The organism is Mycobacterium sp., from assembly GCF_035499775.1.
GTDB lineage: Bacteria > Actinomycetota > Actinomycetes > Mycobacteriales > Mycobacteriaceae > Mycobacterium.
In genome coordinates this window covers 1-18,801 of the sequence record NZ_DATJYB010000371.1, presented here as the reverse complement: position 1 = coordinate 18,801, position 18,801 = coordinate 1, and the positions used below count along the sequence as shown (strand labels likewise).

General features: G+C 65.6%; 18 protein-coding genes and 1 pseudogene. 10 read left to right on the top strand and 9 right to left on the bottom strand.

Annotated features, from left to right (window positions below):
- Positions 1 to 9: 9 nt before the first annotated feature.
- Positions 10 to 1,615 (bottom strand): annotated as a pseudogene (locus VML93_RS23015) (PE domain-containing protein).
- 178 nt (positions 1,616 to 1,793) lie between these two features.
- On the opposite strand from VML93_RS23015, the gene VML93_RS23010 reads away from it, so the two are divergent.
- Both VML93_RS23010 and VML93_RS23005 read left to right on the top strand, forming a co-directional pair.
- Positions 1,794 to 2,600, top strand: coding sequence for a hypothetical protein (locus VML93_RS23010; RefSeq protein WP_325614595.1), 807 nt, complete (start codon positions 1,794 to 1,796; stop codon positions 2,598 to 2,600).
- Positions 2,597 to 3,319: a hypothetical protein gene (locus VML93_RS23005; protein WP_325614594.1), complete on the top strand. Its 723-nt coding sequence runs from the start codon at positions 2,597 to 2,599 to the stop codon at positions 3,317 to 3,319. Before VML93_RS23010 ends, VML93_RS23005 begins: the two co-directional genes overlap by 4 nt.
- Before the next feature lie 250 nt (positions 3,320 to 3,569).
- On the opposite strand, the gene VML93_RS23000 is transcribed toward VML93_RS23005, so the two are convergent.
- From VML93_RS23000 to VML93_RS22990, 3 genes are all read right to left on the bottom strand, one after another.
- A complete protein-coding gene (locus tag VML93_RS23000) occupies positions 3,570 to 5,105 on the bottom strand; it encodes an NAD(P)/FAD-dependent oxidoreductase (RefSeq protein ID WP_325614597.1) in 1,536 nt (511 codons plus the stop codon).
- A gap of 17 nt (positions 5,106 to 5,122) precedes the next feature.
- The gene (locus VML93_RS22995; RefSeq protein WP_325614593.1) at positions 5,123 to 6,922 is read right to left on the bottom strand and encodes an NAD(P)/FAD-dependent oxidoreductase; all 1,800 of its coding nucleotides are present in this window, start codon (positions 6,920 to 6,922) and stop codon (positions 5,123 to 5,125) included.
- A gap of 134 nt (positions 6,923 to 7,056) precedes the next feature.
- Positions 7,057 to 7,683: a TetR/AcrR family transcriptional regulator gene (locus VML93_RS22990; RefSeq protein WP_325614592.1), complete on the bottom strand. Its 627-nt coding sequence runs from the start codon at positions 7,681 to 7,683 to the stop codon at positions 7,057 to 7,059.
- Between the two features lie 99 nt (positions 7,684 to 7,782).
- Between VML93_RS22990 and VML93_RS22985 the strand changes: the two genes are divergently transcribed.
- Together VML93_RS22985 and VML93_RS22980 are read left to right on the top strand one after the other, a co-directional pair.
- Positions 7,783 to 8,439: a TetR/AcrR family transcriptional regulator gene (locus tag VML93_RS22985; protein WP_325614591.1), complete on the top strand. Its 657-nt coding sequence runs from the start codon at positions 7,783 to 7,785 to the stop codon at positions 8,437 to 8,439.
- Positions 8,436 to 9,413: an LLM class flavin-dependent oxidoreductase gene (locus VML93_RS22980; RefSeq protein WP_325614590.1), complete on the top strand. Its 978-nt coding sequence runs from the start codon at positions 8,436 to 8,438 to the stop codon at positions 9,411 to 9,413. Before VML93_RS22985 ends, VML93_RS22980 begins: the two co-directional genes overlap by 4 nt.
- Here the strand turns inward: VML93_RS22980 and VML93_RS22975 are convergent.
- Entirely contained in the window at positions 9,370 to 9,876 is a 507-nt protein-coding gene (locus tag VML93_RS22975) for a YkgB family protein (RefSeq protein ID WP_325614589.1), read from the bottom strand. The two genes, VML93_RS22980 and VML93_RS22975, sit on opposite strands and share 44 nt — an antisense overlap.
- A gap of 5 nt (positions 9,877 to 9,881) precedes the next feature.
- Positions 9,882 to 10,553 (bottom strand): peroxiredoxin-like family protein, encoded by a 672-nt coding sequence (locus tag VML93_RS22970; RefSeq protein ID WP_325614588.1) that lies wholly within the window; start codon positions 10,551 to 10,553, stop codon positions 9,882 to 9,884.
- A 100-nt stretch (positions 10,554 to 10,653) separates the two neighbouring features.
- Here VML93_RS22970 and VML93_RS22965 point away from each other — a divergent pair, with 100 nt between their 5' ends.
- A complete protein-coding gene (locus tag VML93_RS22965; RefSeq protein WP_325614587.1) occupies positions 10,654 to 11,271 on the top strand; it encodes a TetR/AcrR family transcriptional regulator in 618 nt (205 codons plus the stop codon).
- 55 nt (positions 11,272 to 11,326) lie between these two features.
- The gene (locus VML93_RS22960) at positions 11,327 to 11,662 is read left to right on the top strand and encodes a hypothetical protein (protein ID WP_325614586.1); all 336 of its coding nucleotides are present in this window, start codon (positions 11,327 to 11,329) and stop codon (positions 11,660 to 11,662) included.
- 16 nt (positions 11,663 to 11,678) lie between these two features.
- Here VML93_RS22960 and VML93_RS22955 read toward each other — a convergent pair whose 3' ends face one another.
- A complete protein-coding gene (locus tag VML93_RS22955) occupies positions 11,679 to 12,296 on the bottom strand; it encodes a TetR/AcrR family transcriptional regulator (protein ID WP_325614596.1) in 618 nt (205 codons plus the stop codon).
- Between the two features lie 134 nt (positions 12,297 to 12,430).
- On the opposite strand from VML93_RS22955, the gene VML93_RS22950 reads away from it, so the two are divergent.
- Positions 12,431 to 12,985, top strand: a complete 555-nt coding sequence (locus VML93_RS22950; protein ID WP_325614585.1) for a pyridoxamine 5'-phosphate oxidase family protein — start codon at positions 12,431 to 12,433, stop codon at positions 12,983 to 12,985.
- A 1-nt stretch (position 12,986) separates the two neighbouring features.
- On the opposite strand, the gene VML93_RS22945 is transcribed toward VML93_RS22950, so the two are convergent.
- Positions 12,987 to 13,460 (bottom strand): SRPBCC family protein, encoded by a 474-nt coding sequence (locus VML93_RS22945; protein WP_325614584.1) that lies wholly within the window; start codon positions 13,458 to 13,460, stop codon positions 12,987 to 12,989.
- 198 nt (positions 13,461 to 13,658) lie between these two features.
- On the opposite strand from VML93_RS22945, the gene VML93_RS22940 reads away from it, so the two are divergent.
- Both VML93_RS22940 and VML93_RS22935 read left to right on the top strand, forming a co-directional pair.
- Entirely contained in the window at positions 13,659 to 15,917 is a 2,259-nt protein-coding gene (locus VML93_RS22940) for a heavy metal translocating P-type ATPase (RefSeq protein ID WP_325614583.1), read from the top strand.
- Positions 15,914 to 16,678, top strand: coding sequence for a phosphohydrolase (locus tag VML93_RS22935; RefSeq protein ID WP_325614582.1), 765 nt, complete (start codon positions 15,914 to 15,916; stop codon positions 16,676 to 16,678). Before VML93_RS22940 ends, VML93_RS22935 begins: the two co-directional genes overlap by 4 nt.
- Before the next feature lie 30 nt (positions 16,679 to 16,708).
- Here the strand turns inward: VML93_RS22935 and VML93_RS22930 are convergent, their stop codons facing one another.
- A complete protein-coding gene (locus VML93_RS22930) occupies positions 16,709 to 17,878 on the bottom strand; it encodes an aromatic ring-hydroxylating oxygenase subunit alpha (RefSeq protein WP_325614581.1) in 1,170 nt (389 codons plus the stop codon).
- Between the two features lie 59 nt (positions 17,879 to 17,937).
- Between VML93_RS22930 and VML93_RS22925 the strand changes: the two genes are divergently transcribed.
- Positions 17,938 to 18,741, top strand: coding sequence for a PaaX family transcriptional regulator C-terminal domain-containing protein (locus VML93_RS22925; RefSeq protein ID WP_325614580.1), 804 nt, complete (start codon positions 17,938 to 17,940; stop codon positions 18,739 to 18,741).
- The last annotated feature ends 60 nt before the right edge of the window (positions 18,742 to 18,801 follow it).

Genomic DNA, 18,801 nt, shown 5'->3' with positions numbered 1-18,801 from the left:
CGCTAACGCTTACGGCGCACGGTATTCGTGGAGGTATTGGTTCGTTCCCTCGCTGGTCGTCACATAACCCAGACCGTCGTCGTCGAAGGCGATCGCCTCGCCCTGCTGCTCATCCGGAACCGGTCCGATGACCGGCTTTTGTTGCGCTAACACCGTCGCGAGGTCCTGGGACGGATCGCGATTCCACAGCAGCACATGGTCGTAGGTGCGCACCGCCACTTCGGTGCCGTCCGGTGACACGTCAGCGCCCGTCACAAGGTTGCCCCCGCCGCTCGACAACGGCAGCGTTCCAACGTCTTTGAGCGTTGTGGTGCTTCTGCTTGCCAAATCGCCCGGCGCCGCATAGATCTGGGGATTACCGGCCGAGGTCTTGTCGATGATCAGCATTTCACCCGTCTTGGGGTCGACGATGAATGCCTCGGCGTTGTGCGGGCCGTCGGGGTACTTCAGGTTGAACGTGTCGACCCCTTTCACCGTGGTGGTGGCGGTCGGGCTGCTCGCGGTACCCGTCACGGTCGGTTCGGGGATCCGGTAGATGGTGACGGAGCCGCGACTGGCCGAATTGTCGCCGATGTCGGCAACGTAGATGTAGGACTTGGTCGGATCGGGTCCGGGACCCACCTCGATGTCTTCCCAGTCGTGTGCCTGGGCTCCGTCGAGTGTGTAAGTGCCCAGCGTCGCACCGGTTTTGCCGTCGACCGCGAAGATGCGCGCCGTATCTCCCGAGTCGTTGTGCACCCAGTAGACGCCCGGATTCTTGATGCTGGCATCAATGCCGGAGATCTCCTTGAGGTCGGGATTGGTCATGGGTCCCACGCTTGTGAGCGTGAGGTCTTTGGCCGCGGCCGCGTCAACCGCGTCCTGCCCCGGCGGCCCACCCGGATTGCCCGGGGTGGTCTGGGTGCCCTGCGCTCCCGCCGTGCCGGCGTGGCCGGAGAGTTGACCACCGGCGCCACCGGCGCCACCGGACCCGGGGTTGGCGCCGGACCCGCCTTTACCGCCGTCGCCGCCACTGCCGAGCAAGACGGCGTTGCCGCCTTTGCCGCCGGCCCCTCCGGTACCGGAGGCGTCACCGCCTTGGCCGCCGGCACCGCCGTTGCCGATCAGCCCCCCGTCACCGCCGCGGCCGCCGCCCTGCCCGGTCCCACCGGAGCCACCTTTGCCGCCATTGCCGTACAGCAAGCCGCCATCCCCACCCGGGTAGTCCACTCCCCGCCGGCGCGTCGGCGCCATCGCCGATCAGCGGGCGGTCCATCAGCAATTCGGTGGGTGCATTGACCGCGCGCAGCATGCCCTGCTCGACGCTCTGCAAGGGTTGCTGCACCAGTCCGGCGTTGGCCGTTTCGGTGGCCGCATATGAACCCGCGCCCGAGTTCAACAACTGCACAAACCGGTCATGGAACGCCGAGGCCTGGGCACTGATCGCCTGAAAGGCCTGGCCGTGGCCGGAAAACAGGGCCGCTATGGCCGCAGACACCTCGTCCTGGCCAGCGGCCAGGAGGCCCGTCGTCGGGGCCGCTGCGGCCGCATTGGCCTCGCTCAGCGTCGAGCCGATATTTGCCAGATCCGATGCCGCCACCGACAGCATTTCGGGAACCGTCATCAAATCCGACATCGGTGTCCTTCCGCTGCGCCGCCCGGAGGATATATAATCAATCGATTGATAGTATCCTTCCGACGGGCATTTTCAAGCCCGAATCTCCGGCAGGGATGGGATGCGACAAAACGGCCGATCCCATCCGCGTTGCATGTCGTTGCCGCAAACGTGGGCATTGCGCTGCCACGATGAACGCGTGAAGACCGTTGTTCCGCGTAGCCGACCATCGCCGCGATTGCTGGGCGCCGCGGCTCTCGCCGTGATCGGCGCCTGTGGTGTCGCTCTGGTGGTGGCCCCGCCACAGACGGGCCCTGGGACGAACCTGGCGTCGCGCTCAAACTGGGCTTTGGCCAACGCATTACCGAGAAGTGGGGACTTTCCGGCCGATTGGGGATACGGAGTGTCCGCGCCGTTGCGCCGCGCAACGCGTCCAGAAGCGGTAGCGTCGAGCAGCCCGTCACGCCCGGGCCCCGCACCGGCCTATACCCCCGCGGCATGCGGCAGCATCCCTAAAATCCTTGACCACTCGGGTGGCGCCCTGGCCGCCTACCTTCAAGTCGACCGGTACACCCAGCTTTTCGTGCAGGACGCCGATCCGGCCGACGGTCCCGCGACAGGGGAGACCCATGAGCACGGACCCAACTCGCGTATAGCGATCTGGGCCGCTTCCGACGGGCCGGCCCGGATCGCGAATTACCTTGACTGGCTTGGCCGTTGCGGCTCCTACCATGTCACCAACTACTACAACGGCGGCCGGGTGAAGAACGAGCGCACGGTCAGCACGGAGATTCAGACACGTTCGGCCAGTGGCGCCGACGCCGCAGCCATCGTCACCCGGACGTTCAGCACCATCGGGAGCCGCGACCCGTCATCGAGCTACCAGGTCGTCTACTACGCGGTGCCGGGCGTACTCGTGGAATGCACCATCTACATGGAAGGCGCGGACGTCGACGTGGTGAAGCACGCGGCGGCTCAGACGCTGGAAAGGCTGCGTGCGCTGTGAGTAGCCGGCCCAGGCTGATCGCCGCCGCGCTGTGGGCGATCACGATCGCCGCAGTGCTGATTACCTTCCCGGCCTTACTCGGTACTCGCCGAGACGGCGGCGGGGGCTCCGAGCCGCTCGGCCCGGGACTGGCCGCGCTGGGTGACCGGCAACTGGCCGAACTGCTGCCCAAGCAGAACGACTTCCCGGTCTCGTGGATCGTCAAAGACACCAGGGAAGTCTCAGACACGTTCGGGTACTTCAAATATCACGTCCACGACGACGGGCTGGGTTTCAATCCCAGCGAATGCTTCCCCGTGATCGGCGTCGCCTCCACTGGCACGTTCCACGTGGCCGAAGTCGCTGGGCATGACCCCGCAGATTCGGGGGACGTCTCCGATCGGCAGGACATCCGCCTGATGGTCGGCCGTGAATTCGATCCGGCCGGGTTCGACGCGCTGATCAGCCTGGTGTCCCGCTGTTCGCGATTTACCAGCGCCGCCGTCGGCGGTTATGCGGTGCAGGTTCTCGAGGACTCTCGACCGGACGCCGGGCCGCAGCGGTTCCGCTACTCGCTCACCACGACGGTCAGCGGAGAGCCCGCGGACGTGTCGCGGACCGACTACTACTCCTACGCCCGCATCTCGGGGCTGATCCTGAGCGGTTCGGGCAGCACCGGCCATGAGCAGGCCTTCGACGGGCTGTTCGACAGCACGCTGCGCCGGATCGCGTCCCGCTAAAGCTAAAGTGGCGCCGACACTTCGGTGTGGCTAGTTCCGATCGGCGGCCCTAACGTGTACTGATGCGGTTCGCAAGGGCTCCCGAACGTGCCCCCGGTCCAGCGTGGCCGCGGGTGGTGGCTGTGACAGCCCTTGTCGTCCTGGCGGCCTGCGGAATCTTCGTGCTGGTGGTCCCATCGCACGCGAGGACACCCTTTTCTACAGCACGCTGCGCCGAATCAGCGCACCCTGATTCGCGAGCAGACACAACTCAGTCGCGGGCCGCGGCGACCGCATCTCCTGAGACGCGCGGCCGGCTCAGCGGTGAGCCGTTGTGGTGCAACCAGTCTCGGGACCGTACCCGCCAGGTCCGGCGCGCGTATTCCAGTTCGGTGTAAGGCCATTGGGTGACAATGCGACCCGACGGTGACCGGAAATAGCTGTCGCACCGGGTCCAGATGCTGCGCTCGAGGTCTGCGGAAAGCTGGTCGTTGTACCGCTTTTCGGCCTCGGGCCGCACGTCGAGATATCCGCCCCGGCGCGCCAGCCGGCCCACCGCACTGGCCACTAATCGCGCGCCGGCTTCGAGGATGTAGACGATCGAGTTGCCGCCCTGATTGGTGTTGGGTCCATACAGCATGAAGAAGTTCGGGAATCCGCTCACCGAAACACCCAGGTAGGCACTCGGGTCCTCGCCCCAGCGCTCGTGCAGATGCTGCCCGCCGACGCCGATCACGTCGATGCCCGACAAGTAGCGCGATGTCTCAAATCCGGTGGCCAGCACGATCGTATCGACGTCGACAGTCCGGCCGGAGGCGGTCACCACCGCCGTCTCGGTGATCCGGTCGATGGGGTCGGTGACGAGGTCGACGTGGTCTTGTTGCAGCGCCCGGTAGTAGTCGTCGCCCAGCAGCACGCGCTTGCAGCGGAACGGATAGTCCGGCGTCAGTGCGACACGCAACTGCTCGTCGGCCACGGTGCGCTCCAAAAACGAGGTCGCGATCTGGCTGCGGGCGGTCACGACGGGGTCGTCTGCCATCGTCGCGGTGTTGTCGTGCTGGAATTTCCAGATCTGCCAGCGGGTGCGGCGCGCGGCCAGCGGGTCCCGTCGGAACCTCTCCAATTCGGTTGTGCTGTAAGGGCGATCGTCCTTGGGGACCATCCACGGCGGGGTGCGCTGGAAAACCGTCAGGTGTGTGGTGATCTTCGCCAGCTCGGGCACCACCTGTACACCGCTGGCCCCGGTGCCGATCACCGCCACCTTTCGGCCGGTCAGGTCGATGCCGTGATCCCACTGCGCGGTGTGCATCACAGTGCCGCCGAAATCCGAGAGGCCCGCGATGTCGGGGAACTTCAGCGACCCGAACAAGCCGGCGGCGCACACGACCACATCGGCGCTCAGCGTCTCAGTGCGGTCCGTCTCCAGATCCCAGCGCCAGGCGTCGGCGTCCCAGCGGACGCTGCGCACCCTGGTGTCCAGCATGAGGTGACGGCGCAGGTCGAAGCCGTCGGCCACTGCCTCGAGGTAGCCGAGTATTTCGGGTTGCCGCGCGTAGGTGCGGCTCCAGGATCTTTTGGGCGCGAATGAAAATGAGTACAGATGACTTTGGATGTCGCACGCGGCACCGGGGTAGGTGTTTCGTCGCCACGTTCCTCCGACGCCGTCGGCACCCTCGATGATCACCAGGTCGTCGATGCCGGCGCGGCGCAACGCGACCGCCGCGCCGAGGCCACCGAATCCCGCTCCGATGATCGCGACCTTCGGCGGGCGGCGACGCCGGGTCGCGGCCCTCAGCCGGCCGATCAGGTATCGCCCGCGGGCCTTCACGGGCCGGCATTCCCAGCGCGAATGTCGAACCCCTCCAAATCCTCTCGTGCGCGCCACTTCTCCAAGATGTCCGCGTACTCCGTGGGCCCACCGCAGAAGAAGCTGCCTTGGCGGGTCTTGGCGTCCGCCTTGCCCTCCCGGTTGTAGTAGCCGGGAGTGCAGGTCTTGACCCGCTCGGCAGTCATCGCCGAACGAGCCAAAACCGTTTCAACCCAAGCTGCTTCGGCGCCCGGCGAGGCCTCGACTTCGACGACATCGTGGTCCAGCGCCCACGCGATGATCCACGCGGCGTGGGTCGCCTGCACGTCAAGCAGATACGGGAAGTTCACCGTGAGCCCTGCCTGGGCGATGCTTTCGATAAAGCAGTTCGGAAAACCATTGGCGCACAAGCCCTGGAAGGTGCGCACACCGTCGCTCCACCGCTCGGTCAGCGTCACACCGTCGCGGCCAATCAACTCGAAGCCGGTGCGACGGCAGTAGTCAGTACCCACCTCGAAACCCGTTGCGAATATCAGACAGTCGAGTTCGTAGCTCACCCCGTCGACGACGACGCCAGACCCGGTGATCAGCTCCACCCCGCGGCCGCGGGTGTCGACCAGGGTGACGTTGCCGCGGTTGAACGTCTGCAGATACTCGTCGTGGAAGCAGGGCCGTTTGCAGAAGTAGCCGTACCAGGGTTTGAGCGCCTCCGCCGTCGCTCGATCGGCCACGATCCCGTCGACCCGCGTGCGGATTTCCTCCATCTTGGCGAAGTCCGCGATCTCGATGTCGCGGGTGCGTTGCTCGGGGTTCACCGACCCGTCGGTGTCGTGGCGCATGACCGGAAGCTTGCGGGTGATGCTGGTCCAGGCATCGGCGACCAGATCTTCCTCCGCCTGTCCCCCGGCGGTCAGGATCTGAAAATTCTGGATACGTTGGCTCTGCCAGCCCGGCTGTAATGTGTTGGCCCACTGTGGATCCGTGGGTCCGTTGGCGCGCACGTCGACCGACGACGGGGTGCGCTGGAAGACGTACAGGTGCTGCGCCGCCCTGGCCAGGTGCGGCACGCACTGGATCGCGGTCGCCCCGGTGCCGATGATGCCGACGCGCTTGCCGGCCAGGTTCTCGAGCTTGTCGCCGGTATAGCCGTAGTCCCACCGGCTGGTGTGGAACGTGTGGCCCCGAAAAGTGTTGATGCCCGGGATTCCGGGCAGCTTGGGCTTGGCTTGATACCCGTTGGCCATGGAGACGAACTTGGCCCGCATCTCGTCGCCGCGGTTGGTGCGGATGATCCAGCGGGAAGTACCAGCCTCCCAACGGATCTCATGTACATCGGTGTGCAGGCAGGCGTCGCGGTACAGGTCGTAGTGTTCGGCGATGCGACGGCAGTGCGCAAGGATCTCGGCACCCTTGGCGTACTTCTCCGCGGGCAGGTAACCGAGTTCTTCGAGCAGCGGGATGTAGACGTAGGACTCGACGTCGCAGGCGATGCCCGGATAGCGATTCCAATACCAGGTGCCGCCCACGTCGGCCGCCCGGTCGATCAACCGCACACTCTCGACGCCGAGCTGACGTAGCCGAACCCCGGTCAGCAACCCGCCGAAGCCCGCCCCGATGATCGCCACGTCGACCTCGTCGGTCAGCGGCTCACGCGTGAATTCGCCATCCGCCCAAGGATCCTCAGCGAAATGGGCGAACTCGCCGGCTATCTCGACGTATTGCCCGATACCGTCGGGGCGCAAGCGCCGGGCGCGCTCCTCGGCATACTTCCGGCGCAGCGCATCGACGTCGAACGTCACGCCAACAGTTTCGGTCAAGGCCCGGACTCTCCGCTCTAGTCAGGTTGACTCTATAATTAATCGCTTGATCATATCAAGGGCCTAGTTACGCCGAGCAGACGCATAAGCATCCGACACGCCGGGCGTTCAGGTGCTTTTGCGTCTGCTCGGCACTAGGAGAACAGCGTGCCGCTGACCAGTTCCTTGGCCGAGCCCACCGCGGCCCGGAACTCGTCCGGCGACAACGTCGCTGCCAGCTCGGTCAGGCCATAGATCAGCGCATAGATGGCCTCTACCGTGCCCCGTGGATCTGGGTGATCACCGAGTTCGCCGCGCTGGTGCGCGTCGGCGACGACGCCCTCGATGATCTCGCGGAACGTCTCGAACCCGGCTCCTGATTTCGGGCCGCCCGACTCCCCCGCTTCGTCGGCAATCTCGCGTTCCGCCCGGATCGCCCACTCGAACGCAGCCATGTCCGGGTATTCCCGGATCAACTGGCCGCACTCGTCCAGAACGGCTCCGATCCGGTCGACGATGTCCCCTGGGCTTTGCGCGACCTGGCGCAGCCGCGGCATGGCGGCGTCGGCCCGGGCCGCGATCGTGGCCTTGATCAGTTCGGACTTGTTCGGAAAGTAGTTGTACAGGCTGGCACTGGTCACGTTCGCCATGCGCGCGATTTCGCGGATCGTCGCGCGGGAGTAGCCCACTTTGGCCACGCAGCGCATCGTCGCGATGATGATCCGCTGGCGGGTCTCCTCGCCGCTGGCGCCGACGGGCCGGCCCAGCTGGGTACGGGTCATCGTGGTCGTGTCTCCTCTTAACCGGTCCCGGTGGACGTCTGCTTCCGACGTGGTCGAATATATTCGACTGATCAATTAGTTCCGGCTCCGCGGAGGTTCATGACCGTCACGTCATCTGCGTCGGGGTCTCAATTGGGCCGGCCGGTCGGCGCCAACGGTGAGCAGACCCGGCGCCGAATCATCGTCGCGGCCCTGCGCTGCGTGGCCGAGGTCGGTTCCGCACAGGCCTCGATCCGCGAGATCGCCAGGGCAGCGAACATGACCAGCGGCAGTCTGTACCACTACTTTCCGAACAAGTCCGAACTGCTCAAGGCGACCGGTGAGGAGATCGAGGAGATCGTGTTGCCACGGTTGCGTGCCGCTGCGGCCCGCTCCGACGACGTGGTCGACCGGCTCGACGCGGTGCTGGACGCATCCAAACAGTTGATCCGCGACTACCCCTACCTGCCCGCCTTCTTGCGGGCGATCCGTGCCGAGAGCACCGTCCAACTGCGACGCGGTGGCCCGAACTACCCCGGGTCCAAGGCGTTGCGCGACGTCGTCACCGAGATCCTGGAGGACGCCCGGGTGCAGGGCGTACTGTCCCCCGACACCAGCGTGGACGCCGCCGTGGAAGCCATCTGCGTGCTGACCCGCGGCCTCTCGGAGCGGGCGGCCAGTCTGTCGCCGGAGGCCTACGACGCCACGCTGGGTTCGGCCAAGCGAATGATCCGGGGAACGCTGTTCACCCGGTCGGGCCGGCCCAGACGCTCATGAGTCTGCTCACCGCGCTGCGGCTGAACATGACCAATATCGCCGATCCGGCTGCGCACCACGGGGATCGCTATCGGGCCGCGCTCGAGATGGCCGAGTATGCCGATGCCCACGGATTCACCGCGGTAAGCGGCGAAGAACATCATTTGGCCGCGACGGGCTGGCTGCCGTCGCCGCTGATCCTGGCCGCCGCGCTGGCCGGACGGACACGAAAGGTGCGCATCAGCATCAACGCCCTGATCGTCCCGCTCTACGACCCGATTCGGCTCGCCGAGGACATCGCCGTGCTGGACAACCTCGCGCAGGGCCGGTTCAGCTTTGTGGCCGGAATGGGCTACCGGCCTGAGGAATACCATGCTGCGGGCAAGGACTGGTCACGGCGCGGGGCGTTGATGGACCACGGCCTCTCGGTGCTGTTGAAGGCGTGGGGCGAGCAACCCTTCGACTATGACGGCAAGCTGATCAACGTCACGCCGAAACCGCATACGCGGCCACATCCGATCGTCTTCGTCGGCGGTATGACCTCCGCCGCGGCCCGACGGGCGGCGCGTTTCGGGCTGCCCTTCTCACCGCCGATGGCGATGCCGGAATTGGTGGCCGTGTACGAGCAGGAGCTGCGCAAGCACGGTACGACGGGCGTCGTCTACCACCCCGAAAACGGCAGTACCGTCACCCTGCTGCACCCCGATCCCGACGCAGCCTGGGCGCGTTTCGGAGACTTCATCATGAATGAGGCCGCCGAATACACCGGCTGGAAGCGCGCCGGCGTACCGCGGCCCAATGAAACCGCTGCGGCCTCGCTCGAGGAACTGCGTAGCCTGAACAACGTACAGATCCTCACCCCCGAGCAGTTGATCGACCAGATCCGTTGCGGCAGGCAGGAAATCGTGATGAACCCGCTGGTCGGTGGACTTCCGATCGATGAAGGTTGGGCTAGTTTGCAGCTACTGACCGATCAAGTTCTTCCGCGCGTGTGAATCGCGCGGCACCCAGCGAGTCCCCTAATGTCCACAGCGCGACGCCGATCAGCACCAAGTCCTTGAGCAGGAATTGACCCGGCTGCGCCGACAATACGGGCAAGCCGACCGCGTAGGTCTTGACCACGCCCGGGGTGGTGAACAGGAAGCTCAGCGTCCCGAGGAAGAGCACCACCGCCAACGCGCTCCCCGCCGCCGACGCGCGTGGCCACCATGGCCGCAGCGCAATGAGAAGGGCGGCAACGATTTCCATCGTCCCCAGCCCGCGCGCGACCGTCGTGGCGCTGAATACGTGGTACATCCAGCTCATCAGCGGGCTGTGCTCGATCAGCACGCGGGCTTCCATCTTCACGTACTTACCGAAACCGATCCAGGCCAGGACGACCACCAGGCCGTACCGGCTCACCCACTGTCCCGATCGGGTCAGCAACTGTACCAAGCGGTTTGCGGTGTCGTCGGTCATCAGGATCACGCGAGGGCCCTCAACGCGTCGAGGATGTCCGCGACCTCGGTGCGGGTGGCGTAGTTCGGGTGCACGTCGATCCAGCGGATGATTCCGGCGCTGTCGATGACGACCACGGTCGGCATCGGCAATCCGCCTGTGCCGTCGGCGTTGGCCTCGGGCAGGTCGAGTCCCAGTTTCCTTTGGGCAGCCAGGGCTTCCTCGCTGTGGGAAGTGAGCACGCCCAACGCTGTTGCCAGCTGATTGCCCGGGTCCGACAAGACGGTGAAGGTCAGCTCGTTCGTCTCCTGCGTCGTCAGGGAACCGTCGGGCTTCTGCGGGCTGATCGCCACCAGCGGGATGCCCCGCTCGGCAAGGTGCGGAACAAGATCCTCCTGATAGGCGCGCAGCGTCAAGTTGCAGTACGGACACCACGCACCGCGGTAGAAGACAACCACCGCCCCGGAGCCTTTCACGGCCTCGGACAACGTAATTGGCGCGCCGTTCACGTCGAGCAGCTGGGCGTCAGGCATCGCGTCACCGGGCACCGCGACACCTGCCGGCCATCCCTCGGCTTCCATTCGAACCTGCTCGGCGGCGAACACACTCAGCACCTCGCCGGGAACCTGCCCGGCCATCCCCTGCTGCAGTTGGGCGACGCGATCGGCAATGGTCGCATTGTTGTGAGAAGTGAGCACGATTTTCCGCCCTTCACGAAGGTGCCGGTTACCAGACGATGTCTTCAGAGTCCCGGTCCCAAAATGGAGTGTCAACTCCAAAAAGAGGTAGATTGTGAAGATGGCTCCAGCCACTTACGACAAACTCACCGCCAAAGGGCGTGCGACCCGCGAACGCATCGTCGCGGCGGCCTCGGAATTGATGCTGCAGCACGGTGTCGCCCGCACCACCATCGAAGACATCCAACACGCCGCGGCCGTCAGCACCTCGCAGATGTACCACTACTTCTCCGATAAGAACGATCTTGTCGCCGCGGTCATCGACTTTCAAACCGAAAACGTGCTCGGCGTGCAGCACCTGGGTCTCGACCGGATCGACAGCGTCAAGGACTTGTACCGTTGGCGCGACATCATGGTCGACCTGGTACGTGGCCTGGGCTGCGTGGGCGGTTGCCCGCTCGGATCGATAGCCAACGAGCTGTCCGAGGCGGATCCCGTCGCACGGGCCCGGCTCGCACGGTCATTTGCCCAGTGGGAGAACATGATCCACGAAGGCCTGGTGACCATCGCCGGGCGCAGCGAACTGGCCGAAGGAACCGACATCGACCGTATCGCGCTGGCGTTGCTAGCCGGCATCCAGGGCGGGCTGCTGCTGAGCCAGGTCCGGCGCGACACCGCCCCACTGGAAGCCGCTGTGGACACCATGATCGATCACCTCAGCCGCCTAGGGATGCGCTGACGCATCGAATTCGATGGCCGTTTCATACGGGTGCGGGCCGAAAGATACTCGCACCATGGAAGACAGCAGCAGATGTTTCGGCGTCGCGCGCCGCGTCGGGTCCCTACCCAACCCCGACCTGTTTGCCCAAGGCGATCTTGAACTCTACGAACTCAATCCGCCACTATGCGGTTACCGCGTGGTCGCCGCGTCGACGTCGCTGTGGGCCGTGCATGTGCACACCGCGGATTCACCCCAACCACCAGAGGATCCCGTCTCCACGGCGTTCTTCGGCGTGAAAGGCGAAGGCCTGCACATTTTCCGGGAAAGGAAGTTGCCGGGCAGCGCCGACGGCAGAACCCCCGCCCACGCGCTCGCCGACCTCGGCTACGAGGTCCGGTCCTCCAGTTAGAGAGTCGAGCGGGTTGTCACATCCCCCGGTTCGCCTGCAACCCGTCCATCCCGGCGACGACGAGCCGCAATCCGAACTCGAATTCCTCCTGCAAAGGAACCGGCAGTGCATCGGCGGCGGCGACGGTGGCGGGGTAGCGGGCGGGATCGAGAGCCTGAAACTTCGCCGAGAGTTCGGCATCTTGTGCACCGGCAACCGCCGACCCGGAGGCCTGGATCGCAAAGCCCAGCACATAACGGGACAGCGTGGCGTAGGCATGGGCAGCGACCGCCGGCGCAAAGCCGTTATCTAGTAGGACCGCCAGGACCAGTTCCCGTTGGGCCAGCGCGTGGGGGCCCATCGGAACGTGCCCGATCAACAGAGACGCGACATTACCGTGTCGGCTGAGCGCGTCAAACATGTTCTGCGCGAGAGATATACAGGCCTGTTGCCAGGGCATCGAGGCAACGGCCGGTAGGTCGGTTTCGCCGATCATGCGATCGACCATCAACGCGACCAGTTCTGATCGGCCCGCGAAGTGTCGGTACAGCGTGGCGGTGCCCGATCCCAGGCGCTGCGCCAGCGACCGCATGGACAGCGCGTCAGCCCCCTGCTCGTCGACGAGTTCGAGCGCCGCGGCGAGGATCCGCTCCAAGGGCAACGAAGGACGCCCACGCGAGCGGCTCGACGGTGTGGTGGCGGTCACTTGACATCCTCACTATTTATGGAAACACTGTATCCATAAATAATTATTAGGGTCAACCCCCGCGACAGCAAGGACATCTCGCCATGCTTCTCCCACTCGCCCCCGAGCCCTACTCGGCCCCGACCGACCGCGACATGCTCCCCTCGGAGCGACGTGAATTCGTTCGCACCCACCGGACCTGCGTCTTCGGCTACCGCCGCCGCAACGACGGTCCGGCCATGTCGATCGTGTACTACATCCCCACCGACACCGACGAACTGCTGGTGTCCACGATGGCCGGCCGCGGCAAGGCCCGCATCGTCGAACGCGACGCCAAGATCAGCCTGTGCGTTCTCGACGAGCGGTGGCCGTTCAGCTACTTGCAGGTCTACGCCGACGCGACCGTCGAAAAAGACCGCGACCTGACCATCGACGTGATGATGGCGGTGGCCGGTCGCATGTCCGGCCAGCCACTGCCCGACGAGGCACGCCCCGCCGTCGAGGAAATGTGCGACCGGGAGAACCGGGTCGTCATCCGCTGCCGGCCGTACTCCACGTACGCAACGCCCCCGCGCCACCTGCACCGCAACGACCAGGTCGAGAAACTGAGCCATTGGGTTTCCGGCGTGGTCCCGTGGGATGCCGCCGACCCGTCCTGACCTACCCCGAGGCGTAGCGGTCCCGCAGCTTGGCCAATGTCGCCTCGATCCCCGACGCGTTGGCCTTTGCGAAACCCGTCAGCTCGTAGTACTTGACCCCGTTCTTCAGCGCACCGGCATCGTGATAATCGAACGTCTCGGTCACGCGGGTCGACGTCGGTGAGAGCGACTCGAATTCCCAACGCCACCGATGACCTAACGGGTGACGCCATTCGACCAACTCGCCCGGCTTGAGCGCGGTCACCTTACTGGTGATGCGATATGGCAGGCCATACATCCTCATCTTCGTCGAAAACTTGGAACCTACAGCCAGTTCCGCCGGTGCATCGATGTTGTCGCGAACCGTTCCGGAGCCGTCCAGTTCGCTGTGCCGCCGGGGATCGGCGGCCATCGCAAACAGTTCGGCGGCCGGCGCGGCCACTTCCACCGATCGACTAACCCGACGAGGTCCCGCGTCGACAACGGTGACAGTCATGGCGTCTCCTTCCGTCCGCAGCGCCACGTTGACGCTACGCCCCGCCGAGTTGCCGCTGTTCTCCGCAACCGTTGGAACTGCGACGCCGCACGGCGAGGGGTTCCCAGCGGGAATACCCCATGGGGGTATATAGTTGACACATATACCGCGGGGTTCACCGTCGATGCGATGACGACACAGAGGCAAAGGAATGCGATCATGCCGGAGATGACTGGATCACCCACTGCGATGAACAACATCGAGCTGGAGATCGCCGGGATGACGTGCGCCTCCTGCGCGATGCGCATCGAAAACAAGCTGAACAGCCTCGACGGGGTCAGTGCGACCGTCAACTACGCGACCGAGAAGGCGACGGTCGCGGTCCCGCCCGGCTATGACCCGCAGGCTTTGATCGCCGAGGTCGCAAAGACCGGCTACACCGCAGCGCTGCCGAAACCGCGCGAGGAGCCACCCGCGGAGGCGGACGATGCGGAGCTGATCTCGCTGCGCAGCCGCCTGCTTACGGCGCTCGTGCTCGCGACCCCGGTGATCCTCCTGGCGATGATCCCCGCGCTGCAGTTCCGCTACTGGCAGTGGGGGTCGCTGGCGCTGGCCGCGCCGGTTGTCGTGTGGGCGGGCCGACCCTTCCACGCGGCCGCCTGGGCCAACCTCAAGCACGGGGCGGCGACGATGGACACCCTGGTCTCGGTCGGGACCTTGTCGGCGTTCCTGTGGTCCCTGTATGCGCTCTTTTTGGGGAGGGCCGGCGAACCGGGTATGCGCCACCGGTTCGCGCTGACGGTCACGCCCAGTGACGGCGCGGCCAACATTTACCTCGAAGTGGCCGCAGGCGTGACCCTGTTCGTCCTGGCTGGGCGATACTTCGAGAAGCGCTCCAAGCGGCGTGCCGGTGCCGCCTTGCGCGCCCTGCTGGAGCTGGGCGCCAAGGACGTCGCGGTGTTGCGCCCCGATAGCCCTGGCACCGAGACCCTCATCCCCGTTGACCAACTCAAGGTGGGCGACGAGTTCGTCGTGCGCCCCGGAGAAAAGATCGCCACCGACGGGACGATTGTCTCCGGCTCCTCGGCCGTGGATGCCTCGATGCTCACCGGCGAGTCCGTTCCCGTCGAGGTCGGCGAAGGCGACACGGTCACCGGTGCCACCGTGAACGCCGGCGGGCGGCTTGTCGTGCGCGCCACCAGGGTCGGCGACGACACCCAGCTGGCGCAGATGGCGAGGCTCGTCGAGGCGGCTCAATCGGGCAAGGCCGAAGTGCAGCGGCTCGCCGACCGCATTTCCGGCGTGTTCGTCCCGGTCGTCATCGCGATCGCGGTGGCCACCTTCGGGGCATGGCTGGGCGCCGGCTTCCCCGTCACCGCGGCGCTGACCGCCGCGATCGCGGTGCTGATCATCGCCTGCCCGTGCGCGCTGGGACTGGCTACTCCGACCGCGCTGCTGGTCGGCACGGGACGCGCGGCTCAGCTCGGGGTGCTGATCAAAGGACCCGAAATGTTGGAGTCCACCCGCAGGGTCGACACCATCGTGCTCGACAAGACCGGCACCGTCACCACCGGCAAGATGACGCTGGTCGACGTGATCACCACACCCGACACCGACCGCGCCACGGTGCTGCGCTACGCCGGTGCCCTGGAGGACGCCTCCGAGCACCCCATCGCGCAGGCGATCGCGAAGGGCGCCAGGGCAGAACTCGGCACACTGGCCACGCCTGAGGACTTCGTCAACGTGGAAGGCAAAGGCGTGCAAGGCATTATCGAGGGGCACGCGGTCGTCGTCGGGCGGGCGAGCCTGCTGGCCGATTGGGCCCAGCACCTCGATGGCCCCCTGGCAGCGGCCAAGGCCCGCGCCGAAAGTGAAGGCAAGACCGCGGTCGCAGTCGGCTGGGACGGTCGCGCCCGCGGCATCCTGGTCGTCGCCGACACCGTCAAACCCACTAGCGCAGAAGCCATTCGGGAGTTCAGGCGCCTGGGTCTGACGCCGGTGCTGTTGACCGGCGATAATCAGACCGTGGCGGAGCGGATCGCCGAAGAGGTCGGCATCACCCAGGTGATCGCCGACGTGCTGCCGGCCGACAAGGTCGCCGCCGTCGTCCGCCTGCAATCCGAAGGCAAGGTTGTCGCCATGGTCGGTGACGGCGTCAACGACGCCGCCGCACTGGCGGCCGCCGACCTCGGACTGGCCATGGGAACCGGCACAGACGCCGCGATCGAAGCGGCCGACCTGACCTTGGTGCGTGGCGATCTGCGCGCCGCAGTCGACGCGATCCGACTCGCCCGCCAGACCCTGGCGACGATCAAGACGAATCTGTTCTGGGCCTTCGCCTACAACGTGGCCGCCATCCCGCTCGCGGCACTGGGCTTGCTCAACCCGATGCTGGCCGGCGCCGCGATGGCGTTGTCCAGTGTGTTCGTCGTCGGCAACAGCCTGCGCCTGCGCACTTTCACGGGACACCTGCAATGAACGTGCCCAATCCAGAACGGCTCGGTGGTCTCGGCTGGGTGCGTCGAACCGGTGGCCGGTTGTCGCGCGCAGAGCGGCGACGTCTGCTGGCGGCAATTGTGTTGGGCCAGTGGGAGAACGCGGTGGGACGGGCCAAGCTCGCGCTGGGTCGGCTTCCGGCTGAGGCCAACCGCGTCGACGTGGACACATTTCGGGCGCCTGACTCGAAATTCGCGCACGAAGCCGAGCAGGCATGTGCGGAACTGCCGGCGGCCCTTCAGGGTCACTCCTATCGCACGTGGTTATTCGGGCGCGCGCTGGCCGCGATGGACGGCAGCGCGTTGGACGACGAGCTCTTCTACTGCGGCTCGCTCCTGCACGACTATGGCATCGCAACCCCAACGGCGGACCGCGATTTCACGCTCGGCAGCGTCGACCGGTTGCGTTCCTGCGCGGACGCCGCGGGGGTCGCCGATGACCGGGCAGATCTGCTGGCCGACGGCATCTGCGTTCACACGACGCCGGGCATCAAAGTCGAAACCGACGGTGCCACAGGCTGTTATCTCCAGTGGGGGGCCATGGTTGACGGGGCAGGATTGCGCATCTGGGACATCTCGCCCGCTAACGTCGAGGAGGTGCTGCGGCGTTACCCGAGAGGTGACTTCAAACGCCGGCTCGTAGAAGTGATGCGTGCCGAGGCGGCGGCAGTACCGAAGGGACGCTTCGGGCTCCTGGTTCGCTGCGGACTCCCACTGGCCGTGCGGATAGCTCCGTTCGACTAGTCGCAGAGCTCGATTCCGCTGAGCGAATGTTCAAATCGCTCGCAAGCGACCCAGCGCCTCCCCGAGAGTGGCGTGGAAGTGCCCTATCGCGCTTTCGTGTCGCCCGAACTCGACGAATGAGTTCGCGCCGGAGCGCAGGCCTCTTTGCACACCCGCCGACATCGCGTTGTCCTCCACAAAACCGCGCGCCACGAGGGCGCCCGCGGGGTCAGTCGGTGGGTCCAGCAGTATGCGTTCGGCGACTTCAGCTTTGGCCATCGAATAGGAAGTCAACGTGCAGTGGTCGATGTCCACCGGATCGAGCACGACCATGAGCACCAGATCCGGAAACGTCGCCAACATGGCGTTCGGAAACAGGTGATAGACGTAGGTCACCCGCGCGTCCGTCGTCCAGACATTCTCCGGGCGGTCGCGGAGGCGCTCGATATTGCGGTACGGGAAGGTAATACGGCAATTCGGGCCGAACATCTCCACCACATTGAGATCGTCGTACTGCAGCGGGTAGAACGTGTCCTTATGAGTCGAGCGGATATGGTAGCCCTCCAGGAATTGCTCGACGAGCACCTTCCAATTTATCGCGTGCAGAGTGGAATTCACATACACCAGCCGCTGCGCCGGCAGCAATTTGTCCCGCCACACGGTGCCGTCGGCCAGCCAGGCCAGCGCCTCGTCGGCCTGCCCACCGGCACCGGAGTCGAGTGCGCCGATGACGATAAGCCCGTCCACCTCGTGGCTTTCCACCTCAACGAGGCCACGCGCCGCCATGTCCAGATCGGGGAAGGCGTCATCGTGCGGCACGTGCGAGAGGGAGCCGTCCAGACGGTAGGTCCAGCCGTGGTAGCGGCACACCAGCGCGTGCGAACACCCGGGGCCCTCCACCAGGGAGAACCCTCGATGCCGACACGCGTTGCGGAACACCCGTGCCCGGTGATCGCGCCCGCGTACGGCGAATAGCGGCACTCCGAAGACGGTTCGTTCGACGTGATCACCCGGTTCGGGGATGGTTGCCGACGGAACGAACACGCTCGGCATCGCGCGCAGCGCTCGCAGCTCGGCGGCGAAACGTTCTGGTTCCAAGTAGTTTTCGACGGGCTCACGCCATCCCTCACCCTCGTCGGTGGTGCCGGCATCGATGTGAGCAAGGATCCGTCGAACGATTTCGACGTCGTCGGCGACCAACGATTTCGCCACAGAGGTCATGCGTGTCAGTATCACACTCGCGTCGTCACGCGTCAATGATTTGGTGATATGGTGTCGCGGTGTCCCAATCTCGGGTTGACGAGCTGATCGGCGACCGACCGCTCAGCGCGCGCTCGGTGCTTGCCACAGCGTTATTGGGATCGGATCTGGGCCGCCTTACCGTGGGTGAGTTGGTGACGGTGGCCGCGCTGTTCGGCATCAGCGCCGGAGCCGCCCGCACCTGCCTGTGGCGGATGGTCTCCAACGGCGAACTCACCAGCGACGACGGCAACTACGCGCTCGCCGGTCGCTTACTGGAACGCCGGGAGCGAGTCGACGAGGCGTCCCGGATCGACGACGCCGCCCGATGGGACGGGACCTGGGAGCTGGCGATCGTTTCGCTGGAGCGCCGGTCGGCGGCCGATCGCCTCGAGCTTCGCAAGTCCGCCATCGCGCTGCACCTGGGCGAACTTCGTGAGGGGGTGTGGATCCGCCCGGATAACCTTGATTCGCAACGACTTCCGGCATCGCGAGCGGTGCTGGACCAGCAGTGTATCCACTTTCACAGTGCGGCGACCGACATCACCGCCGACCGCATGCAGTCGTTGTTTTCGCTGGATGACTGGGCCGAGGACGCCAGCGAACTCATCGAGGCAATGGACGTCGAACTCGTTGCCCTGCAGGACAAGCGTGACCACTCAGCCGAACGTCTCGCCTATGAGTTCGCGTTGTCGGTCGCCGTCGTCCGCCATCTTCAGCTCGACCCTCAGCTGCCCGCCGAACTGATCCCAGACCACTGGCCGGGCCACCGACTGCGCAGCACCTACCGCCGTTTCGACGACGCTTTCAAGAGACGCCTGAACACCGCATTCCGCCGCACCTAGGGAGATCGAATGAGCTATGACACCCTGACATACGAGCAGCAGGAGCGTGTAGTCGTGCTC